The sequence below is a fragment of the Streptomyces sp. NPDC050738 genome (genome assembly GCF_040654175.1).
In the GTDB taxonomy this organism is placed as follows: Bacteria; Actinomycetota; Actinomycetes; order Streptomycetales; family Streptomycetaceae; genus Streptomyces.
Genome location: NZ_JBFAHN010000001.1, coordinates 144215 through 162023, shown reverse-complemented (window position 1 = coordinate 162023; position 17809 = coordinate 144215). Strand labels below are relative to the sequence as shown.

General features: G+C 70.6%; 13 protein-coding genes and 1 pseudogene. 13 read left to right on the top strand and 1 reads right to left on the bottom strand.

Annotation, left to right across the window (positions count from 1 at the left end; all coding sequences use genetic code 11):
* Positions 1-10 precede the first annotated feature (10 nt).
* The 3 genes from AB0H78_RS00705 to AB0H78_RS00695 are packed head-to-tail and all read left to right on the top strand — an operon-like array spanning position 11 to position 853.
* Positions 11-148 carry a DUF4244 domain-containing protein gene (locus AB0H78_RS00705; RefSeq protein WP_363231996.1) on the top strand — a complete coding sequence of 46 codons (138 nt, stop codon included), beginning with the start codon at positions 11-13 and terminating at the stop codon, positions 146-148.
* Positions 135-494 carry a TadE family type IV pilus minor pilin gene (locus AB0H78_RS00700; protein ID WP_363231995.1) on the top strand — a complete coding sequence of 120 codons (360 nt, stop codon included), beginning with the start codon at positions 135-137 and terminating at the stop codon, positions 492-494. The genes AB0H78_RS00705 and AB0H78_RS00700 overlap by 14 nt, the downstream gene beginning before the upstream one ends.
* Positions 491-853 carry an Rv3654c family TadE-like protein gene (locus tag AB0H78_RS00695; RefSeq protein WP_363231994.1) on the top strand — a complete coding sequence of 121 codons (363 nt, stop codon included), beginning with the start codon at positions 491-493 and terminating at the stop codon, positions 851-853. Before AB0H78_RS00700 ends, AB0H78_RS00695 begins: the two co-directional genes overlap by 4 nt.
* On the opposite strand, the gene AB0H78_RS00690 is transcribed toward AB0H78_RS00695, so the two are convergent.
* Positions 816-3272 (bottom strand): DEAD/DEAH box helicase, encoded by a 2457-nt coding sequence (locus AB0H78_RS00690; RefSeq protein WP_363231993.1) that lies wholly within the window; start codon positions 3270-3272, stop codon positions 816-818. The two genes, AB0H78_RS00695 and AB0H78_RS00690, sit on opposite strands and share 38 nt — an antisense overlap.
* Positions 3273-3353: 81 nt before the next feature.
* Between AB0H78_RS00690 and AB0H78_RS00685 the strand changes: the two genes are divergently transcribed.
* From AB0H78_RS00685 to tmk, 10 genes and pseudogenes are all read left to right on the top strand, one after another.
* Complete coding sequence (locus AB0H78_RS00685; RefSeq protein ID WP_003967428.1) at positions 3354-3707, top strand: STAS domain-containing protein; 354 nt, start codon at positions 3354-3356, stop codon at positions 3705-3707.
* Between the two features lie 108 nt (positions 3708-3815).
* Positions 3816-4274: an ATP-binding protein gene (locus AB0H78_RS00680; protein ID WP_363231992.1), complete on the top strand. Its 459-nt coding sequence runs from the start codon at positions 3816-3818 to the stop codon at positions 4272-4274.
* Between the two features lie 201 nt (positions 4275-4475).
* A complete protein-coding gene (locus AB0H78_RS00675) occupies positions 4476-6818 on the top strand; it encodes a sodium-translocating pyrophosphatase (protein WP_363231991.1) in 2343 nt (780 codons plus the stop codon).
* 194 nt (positions 6819-7012) lie between these two features.
* Complete coding sequence (locus AB0H78_RS00670; RefSeq protein WP_363231990.1) at positions 7013-7594, top strand: small secreted protein; 582 nt, start codon at positions 7013-7015, stop codon at positions 7592-7594.
* A 109-nt stretch (positions 7595-7703) separates the two neighbouring features.
* The gene (locus tag AB0H78_RS00665; protein WP_363231989.1) at positions 7704-9236 is read left to right on the top strand and encodes a class I SAM-dependent methyltransferase; all 1533 of its coding nucleotides are present in this window, start codon (positions 7704-7706) and stop codon (positions 9234-9236) included.
* A 102-nt stretch (positions 9237-9338) separates the two neighbouring features.
* Positions 9339-10163: pseudogene (locus tag AB0H78_RS00660) on the top strand (serine/threonine-protein kinase); the annotation flags it as partial.
* 199 nt (positions 10164-10362) lie between these two features.
* Positions 10363-11184 carry a hypothetical protein gene (locus AB0H78_RS00655; protein ID WP_363231988.1) on the top strand — a complete coding sequence of 274 codons (822 nt, stop codon included), beginning with the start codon at positions 10363-10365 and terminating at the stop codon, positions 11182-11184.
* Between the two features lie 128 nt (positions 11185-11312).
* Positions 11313-11510 (top strand): hypothetical protein, encoded by a 198-nt coding sequence (locus AB0H78_RS00650; RefSeq protein WP_363231987.1) that lies wholly within the window; start codon positions 11313-11315, stop codon positions 11508-11510.
* Positions 11511-11724: 214 nt separating this feature from the next.
* Positions 11725-14574 carry a type I DNA topoisomerase gene (topA, locus tag AB0H78_RS00645; protein WP_363231985.1) on the top strand — a complete coding sequence of 950 codons (2850 nt, stop codon included), beginning with the start codon at positions 11725-11727 and terminating at the stop codon, positions 14572-14574.
* A 157-nt stretch (positions 14575-14731) separates the two neighbouring features.
* Positions 14732-17767 carry a dTMP kinase gene (gene tmk / locus AB0H78_RS00640; protein ID WP_363231984.1) on the top strand — a complete coding sequence of 1012 codons (3036 nt, stop codon included), beginning with the start codon at positions 14732-14734 and terminating at the stop codon, positions 17765-17767.
* Positions 17768-17809 lie beyond the last annotated feature (42 nt).

The window sequence follows — 17809 nt, the reverse complement described above, 5'->3', positions numbered from 1 at the left end:
GGACGCGGGGATGTCCACTTCGGAGTACGCCATGGGGACGATCGCGGCGTGCGCCTTCGCCGCGGTGCTCTACAAGGTGGTCACGAGCGGGCCGGTGGCGGCCGCGCTGCAGGCGGTCGTGGAGAAGGCCCTCCATGCGCAGTTCTGAGGCGGACAGGGGCTATGTGACCGCGGAGGCGGCGATGGTCGTCCCGGCCCTGGTGATGTTCGTCCTGGCGCTGGTGTGGGCGTTGATGGCGGCCGCCGCGCAGATCCAGTGCGTGGATGCGGCGAGGGCCGGGGCGAGAGCGGCGGCGCGGTCGGAGCCGGAGGCCGCTGCGGTGGCCGCCGCTCGGTCGGCGGCGCCGCGGGGCGCTTCGGTCACGGTCGCGCGGGCCGGGGACCTGTGGCGGGTGCGGGTCGCTGTGCGGACTCCTGGGCCGGGGCCGCTGGGACTGACCCTGAGCGCCGGGGCCGCGGCGCTGGCGGAGGACGTGGTGGGGGTGGAGCGGTGACCGGGGAAAGTCGGTCCCGATGCGCGGGGGACCAGGGTTTCGCGACCGTGTGGGGCGTCATGGTGACCACCGCGCTGGGCGCCGTGTTCGCCGTCGTACTGACCATGGGCCAGGTGGTCGTCACCCGGCACCGGGCCGGCGGAGCCGCCGATCTGGCGGCGCTCGCCGCGGCCGACCGGGCGCTGCGGGGGCAGGTGGATGCCTGTGCTGCCGCCGGGCGAGTGGCCTCGGCACAGGGGGCACTGGTGGTGCGGTGCGCGGTGGACGGGGAGATCGCCGATGTGACCGTAGGGGTCGGGTTCGGTCCGTACGCACCCGAGGTCAGGGCCCGGGCGGGGCCTCCTTCAGCAGTTCCGTGAGGAGGCGGATGGCGCCCCGCTTGTGCAGGGGGTCGTTGCCGTTGCCGCACTTGGGGGACTGGATGCACGACGGGCAGCCCGCGTCGCACTCGCAGGAGGCGATGGCCTGGCGGGTCGCGGTGAGCCACTCCCGGGCCGTGTGGAAGGCGCGTTCGGCGAATCCGGCGCCGCCGGGATGGCCGTCGTAGACGAAGACCGTGGGCAGGAGGGTGTCGGGATGGAGCGGGATGGAGACGCCGCCGATGTCCCAGCGGTCGCAGGTCGCGAAGAGCGGGAGCATCCCGATGGAGGCGTGTTCCGCGGCGTGCAGGGCGCCGCCGAGGATCTCCGGGTTGATGCGGGCGGCGTCGAGCTGGTCCTCGGTGACCGTCCACCAGACGGCGCGGGTGCGCAGGGTGCGGGGCGGGAGGTCGAGCTTGGATTCGCCGAGCACTTCGCCGGTGATGAGTTTGCGGCGCAGGAAGGAGACGACCTGGTGGGTGACCTCGACGGAGCCGTAGCAGAGACGGCCTGAGCCCCAGGGGATCTCGGTGTCGGTCTCCAGGACGGAGATGGCGGTGGTGTCGCGGGCGGTCGTGGAGTACGGCGGGTTGGCCTCCTCGACCAGCGCGGCGGAGTCCTCCAGGTCCAGGTGCTTCACCAGGTACGTACGGCCCTGGTGGAGGTGGATCGCGCCGTCGTGGACGGCGGTGTGGGCGGAGCCTTCGTCGACGGTGCCCAGGAGACGGCCCGTGGCGGCTTCGACGATCTGGACGGGGCGGCCGCCGTCTCCCCGGATGTCGGTGAGGTCGGCGGCCCGCTCGCGGCGGGTCCAGTACCAGGACGGGCCGCGGCGGCGGAGCAGTTTCGCCGCTTCGAGCTGCGGCATCAGGTCGGCGCTCGCCGGGCCGAACAGCGCGAGGTCGGCCTCGGTGAGCGGGATCTCGGAGGCGGCCGCGCAGAGGTGGGGGGCCAGCACGTAGGGGTTGTCGGGGTCCAGGACGGTGGATTCGACGGGCTGGTCGAAGAGCGCCTCGGGGTGGTGGACCAGATAGGTGTCCAGGGGATCGTCGCGGGCGATCAGGATCGCCAGCGCGCCCTGGCCTGCCCGGCCCGCCCGGCCGGCCTGCTGCCAGAGCGAGGCACGGGTGCCGGGATAGCCGGTGATGATCACGGCGTCCAGGCCTGAGACGTCGATGCCGAGTTCGAGTGCGGTGGTGGCGGCCAGGCCCAGGAGTTCGCCGGAGTGCAGGGCGCGTTCCAGGGCGCGGCGTTCCTCGGGGAGGTAGCCGCCGCGATAGGCGGCGACGCGGCGGGCCAGGCCCCGGTCGATCTCGGAGAGGCGTTCCTGGGCGATGACGGAGATCAGTTCGGCGCCGCGCCGGGACCGTACGAAAGCGACCGAGCGGACGCCCTGGACGGTCAGGTCGGTGAGGAGGTCGGCGGTCTCGGCGGTGGCGGTACGGCGTACGGGGGCGCCCTGCTCGCCGTGGAGATCGGTGAGCGGGGGCTCCCAGAGGGCGAAGACCAGCTCGCCGCGCGGCGAGGCGTCGTCGGCGACCTCCTTCACCGGCAGGCCGGTGAGGCGGCCCGCGGCGATCGCAGGGTCCGCGGAGGTGGCCGAGGCGAGGAGGAAGACGGGGTCGGAGCCGTAGCGCGCGCAGAGGCGGCGCAGGCGGCGCAGGATCTGGGCGACGTGGGATCCGAAGACGCCCCGGTAGGTGTGGCACTCGTCGATGACGACGTAGCGCAGCGCGCGCAGGAAGGAGGCCCAGCGGGGGTGGGAGGGCAGGATCCCGCGGTGCAGCATGTCCGGATTGGTGAGGACGTAGTTCGCGTACTGGCGCACCCATTCGCGTTCTTCGACGGGGGTGTCCCCGTCGTACACCGCGGGGCGGATCGCGTTGCCGAGCGGGGCGGCGAGCTCCTTGACCGAGCGGCGCTGATCGGCGGCCAGCGCCTTGGTGGGAGCGAGGTAGAGGGCGGTCGCACCCCGGCCGTTGGGCGCCTCGGAGCCGTCGAGGAGGGCCGAGAGCACCGGGGCGAGGTAGGCGAGGGACTTGCCGGAGGCGGTGCCGGTGGCGATGACCACGGATTCGCCGTCCAGCGCATGCTCGGCGGCGGTCGCCTGGTGGGTCCAGGGGTGCTCGATGCCACTCGACTGGATGGCGTTGATCACTTCCGGCCGGATACGGTGCGGCCAGACGGCATGGGTTCCCGTACGCGGGGGCAAGTGCTCCGTATGAGTGATGCGCGCAGACCGGCTCGGCCCCGACGCGAGCCGGTCGAGAACCTCACGGGGGGTAGGGCGAACGCCTGTGCCCGCAGTGGGTCGTCTGGGACGGTGATTCGTGGCCATCGGCACCGAGTGTGTCACTGGCGTGACGGACAATGGTCCCAAGGCGTCGTGCATGGCTGCTGGTAAGTGATTGAATGCCATCGCGGCTGGCGATCCGTTCCCTGGCTCCGCCGGGGAGTTCCTTAGGGGACGGCCGCTCGATAGCAAGGTGCTGGAGGATCCGTGGACCTGTCCCTGTCGACTCGCAATGTGTCCGGCCCTGGTGGCGACCGTACGGTCGTCGAGGTCGGTGGCGAGATTGATGTATATACCGCGCCCAAGCTGCGCGAGCAGTTGGTCGAGTTGGTGAACGACGGCAGCTACCACCTGGTCGTCGACATGGAGGGCGTGGACTTCCTCGACTCCACCGGACTCGGCGTGCTCGTTGGCGGCCTGAAGCGTGTGCGTGCCCATGAGGGCTCGCTGCGCCTGGTCTGCAACCAGGAGCGCATTCTCAAGATCTTCCGCATCACCGGTCTGACCAAGGTGTTCCCCATTCACACCACGGTCGACGAAGCCGTCGCAGCTACTGACTGACGGCTTCCGGAAGAGAACGCAGGGGTGCCGGGCTTCCAGCCCGGTCCCCTGGGATGCACTTTCGTACCACCCGCACGTCGGGACGTCCGCAGGTCTGAGGGGGATCGCATGGCAACCGTTGAACTCCGCTTCAGCGCCCAGCCCGAACACGTCAGGACCGCCCGTCTGGTGGCGGCCGCCGTGGCACGCAGGGCAGGGGTGGACGAGGCGGTCCTCGACGAGGTCAGGCTCGCGGTCGGAGAGGCGTGTTCCCGAGCGGTGGGGTTGCACCGTTCCCACGGCATCACGGCGCCCGTACGGGTCGTGCTGACCGAGGAGGAGAAGACGTTCTCCATCGAGGTCGGGGACGAAGTCCCGGACCACGCCGGAGAGTCCGCCTCGGTCCCCGGTGCGCGCACCGCCTCGGATCCCTCCGCGCCCGACGCGGACGTGGACGAGGACGGCGAGGACGAGATGGGTCTCGCGGTCATCAGCGGTCTCGTCGACGACGTGGAGGTCACCTCCGGTGAGTCCGGGGGCGTCATCCGCATGAGCTGGCCGACAACTCCTGCGACGGTTCTTCCGTAAACCCCCACGTTTCTTGATTCTTTTTATGGCCCTGCTGAGCAGGGCCTTTTTCTTTTCTCCTAGATCCTTAATGGGTGGGAATGGTTCTGGCCCATTAAGTCGAAGGTCAATTCCATTTGCAGCACACTGTTTTGATCAGGATCCGCTCCCTACAATCCGTCCACATCTTGAGCTTCGCGCGTCAAGCGTCAAGGAGGACGAATGGCGGTACTGACCCACGACAACCGCATCATCGTGATCGTCATCGCTGTGGTGGCTGTGGCGGCCCTGCTCGTCGCCCAGCTGCTGGTGCGCCAGGTGCTGGCGGCAGGCGAGGGCACCGACTCCATGAAGAAGATCGCGGCAGCCGTGCAGGAAGGCGCGAATGCCTATCTGGGACGGCAGTTGCGCACACTCGGCGTCTTTGCCGTGGTGGTGTTCTTCCTGCTCTTCCTGCTCCCCTCGGACAACTGGTCGCAGCGCATTGGGCGTTCGCTGTTCTTCCTGGTGGGCGCGGTATTCTCCGCCGCCACCGGCTACATCGGCATGCGTCTGGCCGTACGGGCAAATGTGCGCGTGGCCGCTGCCGCGCGAGAAGCGACCCCCGGGGAGGGTGAGCCGGAAAAGGATCTCACCGCCGTTTCCCACAAAGCGATGAAGATCGCTTTTCGTACGGGCGGCGTGGTCGGCATGTTCACGGTGGGCCTCGGTCTGCTCGGTGCCTCCACCGTCGTGCTCGTGTACGCGGCCAACGCCCCCAAGGTCCTTGAGGGCTTCGGTCTGGGAGCCGCCCTCATCGCCATGTTCATGAGGGTCGGCGGCGGCATCTTCACCAAGGCCGCAGACGTCGGAGCCGACCTGGTCGGCAAGGTCGAGCAGGGCATCCCCGAGGACGATCCGCGTAACGCCGCCACCATCGCCGACAACGTGGGCGACAACGTCGGGGACTGCGCGGGCATGGCGGCCGACCTCTTCGAGTCGTACGCCGTCACCCTCGTCGCCGCCCTCATCCTCGGCAAGGCCGCCTTCGGCGACTACGGTCTCGCCTTTCCGCTCATCGTCCCGGCGATCGGCGTGGTCACCGCGATGATCGGCATCTTCGCCGTCGCCCCCCGGCGCGCCGACCGCAACGGAATGTCCGCCATCAACCGCGGATTCTTCATCTCCGCCGTGATCTCGCTCGTCCTGGTGGCGATCGCGGTCTTCGTCTATCTGCCGTCCTCCTACGCCGACTTGAAGGGCGTCACCGACACCGCGATCAGCGGCCACAGCGGCAACCCGAGGGTTCTCGCGCTCATCGCCGTCGCCATCGGCATCGTGCTGGCCGCCCTGATCCAGCAGCTCACCGGATACTTCACCGAGACCAGCCGGCGCCCGGTCAGGGACATCGGCAAGTCCTCGATGACCGGTGCGGCGACCGTCGTGCTCGCCGGGGTCTCCCTCGGGCTGGAATCCGCCGTCTACACCGCGCTGCTGATCGGCCTCGGGGTGTACGGAGCCTTCCTGCTCGGCGGTACGTCGATCATGCTCGCACTCTTCGCCGTGGCCCTGGCCGGCACCGGCCTGCTCACCACCGTCGGCGTCATCGTCGCCATGGACACCTTCGGACCCGTCTCCGACAACGCCCAGGGCATCGCCGAGATGTCCGGGGACGTCGAGGGCGCGGGCGCGCAGGTGCTCACCGACCTGGACGCCGTCGGCAACACCACCAAGGCCATCACCAAGGGCATCGCCATCGCCACGGCCGTGCTCGCCGCCGCGGCGCTCTTCGGTTCGTACCGAGATGCGATCGCCACCGCGGTGCAGGACGTGGACGCCAAGTCCGGCGAGATGGGGCTGAGTCTGGACATCTCCCAGCCCAACAACCTGGTGGGGCTGATGTTCGGCGCCGCGGTCGTCTTCCTCTTCTCGGGGCTCGCGATCAATGCGGTGGCGCGCTCGGCGATGGCCGTGGTCTACGAGGTGCGCAGGCAGTTCCGCGAGCACCCCGGGATCATGGACTACAGCGAACAGCCGGAGTACGGACGCGTCGTCGACATCTGCACCAAGGACGCGCTGCGCGAACTCGCCACGCCCGGCCTGCTCGCCGTGATGGCGCCGATCGCGGTCGGATTCACGCTGGGCGTGGGCGCGCTCGGCTCGTTCCTGGCGGGCGCGATCGGCGCCGGCACCCTGATGGCCGTCTTCCTGTCCAACTCCGGTGGCGCGTGGGACAACGCCAAGAAGCTCGTCGAGGACGGGCACCACGGCGGCAAGGGCAGCGAGGCCCATGCGGCGACCGTCATCGGAGACACGATCGGCGACCCCTTCAAGGACACCGCGGGCCCGGCGATCAACCCGCTGCTGAAGGTGATGAACCTGGTGGCGCTGCTGATCGCGCCCGCGGTCGTCAAGTTCAGCTACGGCACGGACTCCAGCGCCGGGGTACGTGCGGTCGTGGCGACCGTCGCCATCCTCGTCATCGTGGGCGCGGTGTACGTGTCCAAGCGGCGCGGCATCGTCGTGGGTGACGAGGGCAACAGCGAGCGGGTGGCCAAGTCACCGGACCCGGCGGTGGTTTCGTAGCCTCGCCGGCCTCTTCGCACCCTCACCTCACCACCATTCCGCGGCAGCACAGCGGGGTGGTGGTGAGCCTTGTCTCCCCCCATTCGCTTGGTGCAAATGGCTGCAATACCGGACGGAACGGGTGTGCGACACGCGAATGCAGCCCACTTGGCGTGTATGTTCCGGGGCCGAGAGCCTTGGAAGGGACCAATCCGGTGAACAAGAAGCTTGCTGCCGCACTGTCCGGCGGTGCGGTACTCGTCCTGTCGCTGTCTCTGTCGGGATGCAGCAGCGATGACGGCAACAAGAAACTCGACGACTGGGCCAAGTCGCTCTGCGGGCAGATCCAGCCGCAGTTGGCGAAGAGCACGAAGGCGAACCAGGCGATCGTCTCCACCGCGGCGGACGGGAAGCCCGCGGACATCCAGAAGGCCGACGCGGCCGCGTTCCAGGATCTGTCCGACGCCGACAAGGCCATCGCCGCGGCTCTGGACAAGGCGGGCCCGCCGCCCGTCGACGACGGCGAGACCCTCCAGAAGAACGCCGTGAAGGAGCTGAACACCGCTTCGGCGGCCTACGCGGCGCTGGTGAAGCAGGTCAACGCGCTGGACACCGGCGACCAGCAGAAGTTCGCCGACGGTCTGGCCAAGGTCTCCGACGGCCTGGACGCCATCAACAAGTCCGGCAGCGGAGCGGTCGAGAAGCTGCAGCAGGGCGACGTCGGCAAGGCGCTCGCCAAGCAGCCCGGCTGCAAGGTGCAGACGTCGTCGGCCTCGCCGTCGGCCTCCAAGTCGTAGCGGCTTTCTCCGTACGCCCACACGTCCACGGCCCGGCACCCATGGGGGGTGCCGGGCCGTGGTGCTGTGCCTGTCCGCCGTTGTCAGTGCGTGCGGACACAATGGAGTGGTGAGTACGACCAGCAGTCTTCCCGCGTCCGACCGTTCCTCCGAGCTGCGCGAGGCCCTGCTCGCCGCCGCGTTCACCGCGGACGGGCTGCTCGATCTGCTCGGGGCGCCCGCGTACGCCGCGCTGGCGCGCAGCGAGACGGTGCCCGCGCTGCGCGCCACGCGCGGCGACAGCCCGCTGGAGACGCTGGTGCGGCTGTTCCTGCTGCAGGAGTCCGTGGAGGCCGGGCGGGCCGCCGCGGCGCTCCCGCTGGAGCTGTGTCTCGACGGTGGGTGGCTGGCGCGGGAGGAAGGCGGGGGCGCGGGTTCCGGTGTCGTACGGGCGACCGTGGACGTGCGTCCGTACGGCGGGCCCGAGGGGCAGGACTGGTTCATCGTCTCCGACCTGGGGTGCGCGGTCGGCGGGGCCGGCGGGGCGAGCGGGCATGGCGAAGGGGTCGTGCTCGGCGTCGGCGGGGCGTCCACCACACTCGCCGGAATCACCGTGCGTACGCCTGTCGGGAGGGCCCTCGACCTCGGTACGGGCTCCGGGATCCAGGCGCTGCACGCGGCCCAGCACGCGACGAGCGTGACGGCCACGGACCTCAATCCGCGGGCGCTGGACTTCACCCGGCTCACGCTCGCGCTGTCGGGGGCCGGGGAGGCCGATCTGCGGACGGGCTCGCTCTTCGAGCCGGTCGAAGCGGAGACGTACGACCTGATCGTCTCCAACCCGCCCTTCGTGATCTCGCCGGGAGCCCGGCTGACGTACCGGGACGGCGGGATGGGCGGGGACGATCTCTGCCGCTCGCTCGTTCAGGGGGCAGGGGAGCGGTTGAACGAGGGGGGCTATGCGCAGTTCCTCGCCAACTGGCAGCACGTGGACGGCGAGGAGTGGCAGGAGCGGCTGCGGTCGTGGGTGCCGCGCGGGTGCGATGCGTGGATCGTGCAGCGCGAGGTGCAGGACATCACGCAGTACGCGGAGCTATGGCTGCGCGACAGCGGGGATCACCGGACGGATCCGGCTCAGTACGCGGCGCGGTACGAGGCGTGGCTGGACGAGTTCGAGGCGCGTAAGACCAGGGCCGTGGGCTTCGGGTGGATCACGCTGCACAAGTCGGGCGCCGAGCAGCCTTCGATCGTGACGGAGGAGTGGCCGCATCCCGTGGAGCAGCCCCTGGGCGATGCCGTACGCGCCCACTTCGCGCGCCAGGACTATCTGCGGGCGCACGACGACGCGGCGCTGCTCGCGGACCGGTTCCGGCTCGCGGAGGAAGTGGTCCAGGAGCAGGTCGGTCTTGCGGGGGCGGAGGACCCGGAGCATGTGATCCTCCGTCAGAACCGCGGTATGCGGCGGGCGACGAAGGTGGACTCGGTCGGTGCCGGTTTCGCCGGGGTGTGCGACGGCACGCTGACGGCCGGGCAGATCCTGGACGCCATCGCGCAGTTGCTGGAGGAGGACCCGGTGGTGCTCAGGGACCGGACGCCTCAGGCGATCCGGCTGCTGGTGGAGGAGGGCTTCCTGGAGTCGGTGGGAGGAGCGGGGGTGGAGTGAGCTGGTTTGCCCGCGCAAGGGGTCCTGTGAGGGGTGGCTTCGCGGCTACCTTCGTAGAGACGCGGGGAGCGACGCGCGGAGTGCTGCCTCGGGGGAGGCGCCATGGTGGGGGAGACGCCGTATCAGGGTGAGGGCAGGATCGTCGCCGGGCGCCACCGGCTGCTGCGCAAGCTCGGTTCGGGCGGGATGGGGCGGGTTTGGCTCGCGTACGACCAGGAGTTGGCGTGCGAGGTCTCCATGAAGGAGATCGCCGTGACGGACGGCGTGGTCATGGACGCGGGCGAGCTGGACTCGCGGATCGCGCGGGCCCGCAGCGAGGCCCGGCACGCGGCGCGGCTGCGCGGGCATCCGTTTGTCGCGACTGTCCATGATGTGGTGATTCACGATGAACTCCCTTGGATCGTCATGGAGTTCGTGCCCGAGGCAGTCGATCTGCAGGCGCTGGTGCGGCAGTCGGGGCCGCTGCCGCCCGCGGAGACGGCCAGGATCGGACTCGCTGTTCTTGACGCGCTGATGGCCGGGCGCCGGATCGGGATCCTCCACCGGGATGTGAAACCGGCCAATATTCTGCTGGCACCCGATGCATCGGGTGTGCCGCACGGGCGGGTGCTGCTGACCGACTACGGAATCGCGCTGCAGCCCGAGTCGCGGGAGCCCAGGCTGACTTCGACCGCGGGGATCCTCGGTACACCGGGCTTCCTGGCCCCGGAACGGGCACGCGGTGAGCCGCCCACGCCCGCGGCCGATCTCTTCTCGCTCGGCGCGACCCTGTATCTGACGGTCGAGGGGCGCGGCGCCTTCGACAGGGACGGCCAGTTCGCCACCCTGAACGCGCTGCTCACGGAGGATCCGGCCCCGCTGGTGCGCGCCGGTGAACTCGGTCCCGTACTGCACGGCCTGCTGAACAAGGATCCGGTGCGGCGGCTCGCGCCCGAGGCGGCGGCGCGGGAGCTGGAGCGGGTGGCGCGGGGCCCGTCGTGGGCTTCGGACCCGCGCCGCCGATGGGGATGCCGCCACCCGGTGCCGGTGCGGTTCCTGGCGCCGGGACGCCGCCTGCGAGTACACCGGCGGGCACCCCGCCGCAGGGGCTGCCACCTGCGGTGACACCACATGCGGCGTACGACGGTTGGAATCCGTACCGGGCGCCGGCCGTGCCGCCGGAATCCGCTCGTCCGGCACGGCGGAGGCCGATCCGGGTGGGGGCGGGGGTGGCGACGCGGGCGCGCAGGGCGGCAAGTCGCCCAGTGGCGGGGCCGGTTCGGGGTCGGCCTCCGCTTCGGCTTCGGCCACCGGCCCCGTCTTTCCGTACGGGAGCACGACAGGGCTGACCGGCGCGCTCTCGGCGTGCCAGTGCGTCAGCGCGGTCTGGCCGGGCGAGGCCTTCAAGGGGACGCCCAATCCGGGGGTGGTGAATTGCGCGGATGCCTGGCCGGACGGTCAGGCGATGGCGCTGGAGAAGTTCGCCGACGCCGACGCCGACGCCGACGCCGCCGCCGCGGGCCGGGAGGGGGCCGACCGCTGCAGGACCCGGACCGCCAAGGATGTGGCGGCACTTCCCGACGCGGGCGTCTACGCGCTCATACCGACGACGGACGGCTTCGACGCGGCCGGCGGGCAGGTCGTCTGCCTGGTTCTCGGCCGCCACGCGGCGATCGGCAGCGAGGTCGGGGCCTTCCGCGATCCGGGGCTCGACCTGCCGCCGCAAGAAGGCCGTCGACAGCGGCACCAAGCTCTGCGGCAATGCCTACGAATCCAGCTGGGCACCCGGCGCGGACAAGGTGATGCTCGGCTGGCTGCCGTCGGAGGACGACTGGAACGCCGGGTTCACCAAGGTGATCTGCACGGTGGCGCGGGCGGACGGGAAGAACGCGACGGTGGCGCAGGCGCAGGCGCAGGCGCAGGCGAAGGCGCAGGCGCAGGCGCAGGCGCAGGGGTGAAGGGGCTATGACTTCGGCGCCTGTCGTTCACCCGCAGTTCGTGCCTGCGCCGCCTTGTCGTGTCCCTGGCGCGTCCCTGGGCTGTCAGCCTCGCGTTCCTGGGCATCAGGGGGACGGGACGGATGGGGTGGGACAGATCATGGAGAGCACGCCAGCGATCTTCGCCGGAACGGTGTTCGTGCTGTTCGGCGGCGCACTTCTGCTGTGGACGGGGGCGCGCACACTGCACCGTGCGCCGGTGGCACACGGAGTGAGCCCTGCGGCCTCCGCCGTACTCGCCGCGCTCTTCGGCGTGGCCTTTCTCGCCCTCGGAGTGTGGTGTTTCGCCCGGATCTGAGACAAGGGCCTCTCCGGAGCGTCGATACTGCGGGCACGGGGTGTCACCTGAGGCGGTGGATCGGTCCGGGCGGCAGAAATGGCGGTAGTCGGGTTACCGTTCGAGTGGCCGTTGCGGGCTTTAGCCGTTTGACACGGGGGCGGGTTGTACCGTCACACTCCGCAGCGTCACCGCACGAATGACCGCAGAGTGCCGACCGGAGAGAAGAGCCACGTTGTCCCCGACCAGCGAGACCGCACACGGCGGACGCCGACTCGTCATTGTCGAGTCGCCCGCCAAGGCGAAGACGATCAAGGGCTATCTCGGCCCGGGTTATATCGTCGAAGCGAGCGTCGGGCACATCCGCGACCTCCCGAGCGGCGCCGCCGAGGTGCCGGACAAGTACACCGGTGAGGTACGCCGCCTGGGCGTGGACGTCGAGAACGACTTCCAGCCGATCTACGTCGTCAATGCCGACAAGAAGGCCCAGGTCAGGAAGCTCAAGGAGCTCCTTGCCGAGTCCGACGAACTCTTCCTCGCCACCGATGAGGACCGCGAGGGCGAAGCCATCGCGTGGCACCTGCAGGAAGTCCTCAAGCCCAAGGTCCCCGTCCACCGGATGGTCTTCCACGAGATCACCAAGGACGCGATCCGGGAGGCCGTCGCCAACCCGCGCGAGCTGAACACGCGCATGGTCGACGCCCAGGAAACCCGCCGTATCCTCGACCGCCTCTACGGCTACGAGGTCTCGCCGGTCCTGTGGAAAAAGGTCATGCCGAAGCTGTCCGCCGGGCGTGTCCAGTCCGTCGCGACACGACTTGTCGTCGAGCGGGAACGCGAGCGCATCGCTTTTCGTTCTGCTGAGTACTGGGACCTGACCGGGACGTTCTCAACAGGCCGTACGGGCGATGTATCCGACCCGTCGACCCTTGTCGCCAGGCTGAATACGGTGGATGGCCGCCGGGTCGCCCAGGGCCGCGACTTCAACTCAACAGGGCAGCTCAAGAGCGAGGTGCTCCACCTCGACGAAGCGAATGCCCGCGCGCTCGCCGCCGCGCTGGCCGATTCCTCCTTCGCCGTGCGTTCGGTGGAATCCAAGCCGTACCGCCGCTCGCCGTACGCCCCCTTCCGTACGACGACGCTGCAGCAGGAGGCCTCCCGCAAGCTGGGCTTCGGGGCCAAGGCCACCATGCAGGTGGCGCAGAAGCTGTACGAGAACGGCTTCATCACCTACATGCGTACGGACTCCACGACGCTCTCCGAGACGGCGGTCTCGGCGGCCCGTGCGCAGGTCACGCAGCTGTACGGCGCCGAGTACCTCCCGGACAAGCCGCGCACGTACGCCGGGAAGGTCAAGAACGCCCAGGAGGCGCACGAGGCGATCCGTCCTTCGGGCGAGCGTTTCCGCACTCCGGCCGAGACCGGGCTCAGCGGGGACCAGTTCCGCCTGTACGAGCTCATCTGGAAGCGGACCGTCGCCTCCCAGATGAAGGACGCCGTCGGCAACTCGGTCACCGTCAAGATCGTGGGCACCTCGAACGACGGCCGGGTCGCGGAGTTCTCCGCCTCCGGCAAGACGATCACCTTCCACGGCTTCATGAAGGCGTACGTGGAGGGGGCCGACGACCCGAACGCGGAGCTCGACGACCGCGAGCGGCGGCTGCCGCAGGTCGCGGAGGGCGACGCGCTGTCGGCCGGCGAGATCTCGGTGGACGGGCACGCCACGAAGCCGCCGGCCCGCTACACGGAGGCTTCGCTCGTCAAGGAGCTCGAGGAGCGCGAGATCGGGCGTCCTTCGACGTACGCCTCGATCATCGGAACCATCCTCGACCGCGGGTATGTCTTCAAGAAGGGCACGGCGCTGGTGCCGTCCTTCCTGAGCTTCGCCGTGGTCAACCTCCTCGAGACGCACTTCGGGCGCCTCGTCGACTACGACTTCACCGCCAAGATGGAAGACGACCTCGACCGCATCGCGCAGGGCGAGGCGCAGGCGGTGCCGTGGCTGAGGCGCTTCTACTTCGGTCAGGGCGACGCGGACGCGGGTGCGGCTTCCGCCGCCGGCAACGGTGACGGGGACCACCTGGGCGGGCTCAAGGAGCTCGTGACCGACCTGGGCGCCATCGATGCCAGGGAGATCTCCTCCTTCCCGGTGGGCGACGGGATCGTGCTGCGGGTCGGGCGTTACGGCCCGTACATCGAGCGCGGCGAGAAGGACTCCGAGAACCACCAGCGCGCCGACGTCCCCGACGACATGGCGCCCGACGAGCTGACCGTCGAGTACGCGGAGGAACTGCTCGCCAAGCCGAGCGGTGACTTCGAGCTGGGCGCCGACCCGGTCACCGGGAACCAGATCGTGGCGAAGGACGGCCGGTACGGGCCGTATGTGACCGAGGTGCTGCCCGAGGGCACGCCGAAGACCGGGAAGAACGCGGTCAAGCCGCGGACGGCCTCGCTCTTCAAGTCGATGTCGCTGGACACGGTCACCCTCGACGAGGCGCTGAAGCTGATGTCGCTTCCGCGGGTGGTCGGGACCGACGCCGAGGGCGTCGAGATCACCGCTCAGAACGGCCGGTACGGCCCGTATCTGAAGAAGGGCACGGACTCGCGGTCGCTGACCGAGGAACCGCAGCTCTTCACGATCACCCTCGACGAGGCGCTCGCCATCTACGCCCAGCCGAAGCAGCGGGGCCGGGCCGCGGCCAAGCCTCCGCTCAAGGAGCTGGGTACGGACCCGGTGAGCGGGGCGCCGGTCGTGGTGAAGGACGGACGCTTCGGCGCGTACGTCACCGATGGCGAGACCAACGCCACCCTGCGGACCGGGGACAGCGTCGAGGAGCTCACGCCCGAGCGCGGGTACGAGCTCCTGGCCGAGAAGAGGGCCAAGGGTCCGGTGAAGAAGAAGACCGCCGCCAAGAAGGCTCCGGCCAAGAAGGCGACCGCCAAGAAGACCGCGGCGAAGAAGACCGCGACGGCGACGGCGGCCAAGAAGACAGCGGCGAAGAAGACGACGGCCAAGAAGGCTCCGGCCAAGAAGGCGGCCGCGAAGGCGACGGCGTCCGCGGCTTCGTCCGCTGCGGACGAGTAGTAGGGCGTACGTCACGTCCTGGCTGCGGGCCGGGGGCCTGGGGGATCGCTCCCGGCCCCCGGCTCGCGGCTTGATCGGGCTTGGTTTGCACAGTCGTTGAGGACAACTGTTCGGGTGCGCCCCACAGGGAGGTGCACGCTCCGGATAGGCTGGGCGGATGACGCGAGCCGAGCAGCCAACGGTCGTGAGCCCCAACTCCGACGAACTAGCCGCAGACTCACGCGAGCGCGCCGTACGGGCACTGCTGCGCTTCCCCCCGCTCAGGCGGTTGTGGAGTGCACACCTCGTCGGCGCAACCGGCGATGCCCTCGCCCTTCTCGTGCTGCTGCTGCTTTCGTTGCAGGCGGCCATCACGCAAGGATCATTCGGGGGCGGATACCGCGGTGTCGCCCTCGCCGTCACCGCCGTCTTCGGCGCCCGCGTGCTTGCCACGCTGCTCTTCGGGGCGGTGCTGCTGGGACCGGTCTCCGCGCTGACCGCGCCGGGAGGGCCGCTGGACCGGCGCTGGACCATGATCGGCGCCGACGGGATCAGGCTCGCGCTGCTCGTCGTCGCACCGCTGTGGATCGACTGGACCCCGGACAAGGCCCTGGCCTTCCTCCTGGTCACGGTCTTCGTCGGCGGAGTCGCCGAACGCTTCTGGACGGTGGCCAAGGAGAGCGCGGCACCCGCCCTGCTCCCGTCCCCGCCGATAGAGGGCGCCGCCGTGCGCCCGCTCCCCGACCACCTGGACGCGCTGCGCCGGCTGTCCCTCCGTACGGCCTTCGCGGCGATCCCTCTCGCGGCCGCGGCCCTTCTTGTCGCCACGCTGATCGGGCGGCTGCTGGGGACGGGCATCGACTGGTTCTCGCTGCACCAGGCGGCGCTCGGCTCCTATGTCGCGGCGGGACTCTTCGGGGCCTCCGTATCGACCCTGTACTTCCTGGAGCTTCCCGGCGGCCAGACGCCCCGGCCGCGCTCCCCGCTGGAGGGCCTGCGCCGGCCGTCGACCGGGAACGGCCCCGACTCCGGCCGCACCGGCGCGACCCCGCTGCTCGTGCTGGCCGCCGCGGCCGTTGCCGGTGCGATCGCCTCCGCCGCGGCCGTCTCCGTGCTGCACGCCATCGACCTGGGCGGCGGTCCTGTCGCCTTCTCGCTGCTGGTCCTGGTGCTGACCGGCGGCGTGGGCGCGGGCATCCGCAGCGCGGCCGCCGTGCTGCCCGCGCTCTCCCGCCGCCGCCTGCTCGCCATCGCCATCGCGCTCACCGGTGTGGCGCTCCTCGCCATGGGTCTCGTACCCGACCTGGCGACGGTGCTGCTCATCGCGGTGCTCGCCGGTTACGCGGCCGGAGTCGCGGCCGCCACCGCGCACACGCTGATCGACCTGGAGACCGAGGAGTTCCGCCGCGCGCGGACCACCGAGCACCTCCAGGCCGTCGTACGGGTCGCGATCGCGCTCGGCGCGATCGTCGCCCCGCTGCTCGCCGCCGCGATCGGCCCGCACCACCTCGGCAGCGGCACGTTCGTCTTCGCCCACGGTGGGGCCGCGTTCACGCTGATGCTGGTCGGCGCACTGCTCCTGCCGGTCGCCGCGCTCGTACTCTCCAAGACGGACGACCGTTCGGGCGTTCCGCTCCGCCGCGATCTGCGCGATGCGGTGCGCGGCGGCGACGACCCGGCGCAGGCCCTGTCGTCCACCGGCTTCTTCATCGCCCTGGAGGGCGGCGACGGGGCGGGCAAGTCGACGCAGGTCGAGGCGCTTGCGGAGTGGATCCGGGCCAAGGGCCACGAGGTCGTGGTGACGCGGGAGCCGGGTGCGACGCCGATCGGGAAGCGGCTGCGGTCGATCCTGCTCGACGTGTCGAGCGCGGGTCTGTCGAACCGGGCCGAGGCACTGCTGTACGCCGCCGACCGGGCCGAGCACGTCGACTCCGTCGTGCGCCCCGCCCTGGAGCGCGGCGCGATCGTCATCAGCGACCGCTACATCGACTCGTCCGTGGCGTATCAGGGTGCGGGCCGCGATCTGTCGCCGACCGAGATCGCCCGGATCAACCGCTGGGCGACGCATGGTCTCGTACCGCATCTGACGGTGCTGCTGGACGTGTCGCCCGAGACCGCGCGAGAGCGCTTCACGGAGGCGCCGGACCGGCTCGAGTCGGAGCCGATGGAGTTCCACCAGCGGGTGCGGACCGGGTTCCTGACCCTTGCCGCCGCTGATGCGGGGCGCTATCTGGTGGTGGACGCGGGGCAGGAGCCGGAGTCGATCACGACCGTCGTACGGCACCGGCTCGACCAGCTCCTCCCGCTCTCCGAGGCCGAGGTCAAGGCCAAGGAGGACGCGCGCAAGGCCGCCGAGGCGGAGGCCAAGCGCCTCGCCGACGAGGAGGCCGCGCGCAAGGCCGAGGAGGAGCGCCTGGAGCGCGAGCGCCAGGCCCAGCTGGAGAAGCTCCGCGCCGAGGAAGAGGAGCGCAAGCGCCTCGAGCTGGAGGAGGCGCGCCGCCGCGAGGAGGAGCGCCAGGCCGAGGAGGCCAGGCTGCGGGCCGAGGAGGCACGTCGTCTCGCCGAGGAGGAGCGGCTGCGCCGCGAGGCCGAGGAGCGGGCGCGCGCTGCAGAGCAGGAGCGGCTGCGTCGGCAGAAGGAAGAAGAGGAGCGGCTGCGCGCGGAGGCGGAGGAACGCCGCCGCGAGAAGCAGCGCAAGGCCGAGGAGGCGCTCCTGCGGGCCGAGGAGGCACGGCGTCTCGCCGAGGCTGCTGCTGCCGCTTCGGCGGCGAAGGCCACGGCAGCCACGGCCGCTGTGGAGGCCTCGGCCGCCGAGACCACGGTCGAGACGCCGGTGGTCGGTGCGAACGAGGTCACCCAGCCGGTGCGGAGTCCTGCGGGCGACGCGGAGGAGACCACGGTCATGCCCCGGATCGTGGACGCCGAGGAGACCACGGTGATCCCCAAGATCCAGGACGCTCCGGCTGTTCCGGATGTTCGGGACGTGGAGGAGACCGCGGTGCTCCCGCCCGTACGGCAGGAGTCCGCGCCGGAGTCCGCGAACGAGCGCACCCGGGAGATCCCCCAGGTCGACCCGAGCAAGCCGCGGCCCCGCTCGGACTGGGCGGAGGAGACTCCGCTGGACGATCTGCCGTCGCTGGCGGACGAGTTGCTGGGTGAGCACGACGAGGACGAGGGCGACGGACGGGGCGGACGCGGGGGCCGGCGGCGCTAGCCGGGGCGGGGCGGAGCCCCACCAGGGCTCCGCCCCGGACCC

Excerpts from the sequence above, each read along its gene's own strand:
- AB0H78_RS00700 (WP_363231995.1), top strand. The coding sequence starts at position 135 with ATGCGCAGTTCTGAGGCGGACAGGGGCTATGTGACCGCGGAGGCGGCG.
- AB0H78_RS00705 (WP_363231996.1), top strand. The coding sequence starts at position 11 with ATGTCCACTTCGGAGTACGCCATGGGGACGATCGCGGCGTGCGCCTTC.
- AB0H78_RS00675 (WP_363231991.1), top strand. The coding sequence starts at position 4,476 with ATGGCGGTACTGACCCACGACAACCGCATCATCGTGATCGTCATCGCT.
- AB0H78_RS00680 (WP_363231992.1), top strand. The coding sequence starts at position 3,816 with ATGGCAACCGTTGAACTCCGCTTCAGCGCCCAGCCCGAACACGTCAGG.
- AB0H78_RS00650 (WP_363231987.1), top strand. The coding sequence starts at position 11,313 with ATGGAGAGCACGCCAGCGATCTTCGCCGGAACGGTGTTCGTGCTGTTC.
- tmk (WP_363231984.1), top strand. The coding sequence starts at position 14,732 with ATGACGCGAGCCGAGCAGCCAACGGTCGTGAGCCCCAACTCCGACGAA.
- AB0H78_RS00690 (WP_363231993.1), bottom strand. The coding sequence starts at position 3,272 with ATGGCATTCAATCACTTACCAGCAGCCATGCACGACGCCTTGGGACCA.